This window comes from Acinetobacter sp. SM1B (assembly GCF_003289665.1).
Taxonomy (GTDB): domain Bacteria; phylum Pseudomonadota; class Gammaproteobacteria; order Pseudomonadales; family Moraxellaceae; genus Acinetobacter; species Acinetobacter schindleri.
Genome location: NZ_QMBM01000030.1, coordinates 1,611 through 1,963 on the forward strand (window position 1 = coordinate 1,611; position 353 = coordinate 1,963).

The following is a 353-nucleotide window of genomic DNA, read 5'->3' on the forward strand; positions in this document are numbered from 1 at the left end:
GTGGTACTCCAGTCCCCATCTGCATCTTTAATGGTGTAGCTAAATGTTTCTGTGAGCTTGCCTCCATCTTTTAATGCATTCACGGTTGCATTATTTGGGTCAACGGTATAGCGGTAACTACCATCGCTATTGAGTATCAGTGTGCCGTAGTCACCTGCAAGTCCTGTTCCACCAACATTACCTGTTTGTTCTGTTGTTGAGCTTCCTTTGCTGACTCCTGTCACTTGTGTTGCATCTGCACCTAAACTGTCAGCAACATCTGTGCTGTTGCTACTGCCACCTGTGATCACGTTTCCTTCAAGTGCTGCACCGTCTTCTGTCACTGTGCCTGTGTCAGCTTTCGCTTCTGGGGC

General features: G+C 47.9%; 1 protein-coding gene (only partly in view). It reads right to left on the minus strand.

The annotated features are described in order from the left end of the window. The coding region annotated (locus tag C8322_RS14630) for a VCBS domain-containing protein (protein ID WP_228156519.1) crosses the window boundary (this coding region is incomplete at its 5' end): on the minus strand, window positions 1–353 show 353 of its 387 nt. The annotated region extends 34 nt beyond the left edge of the window.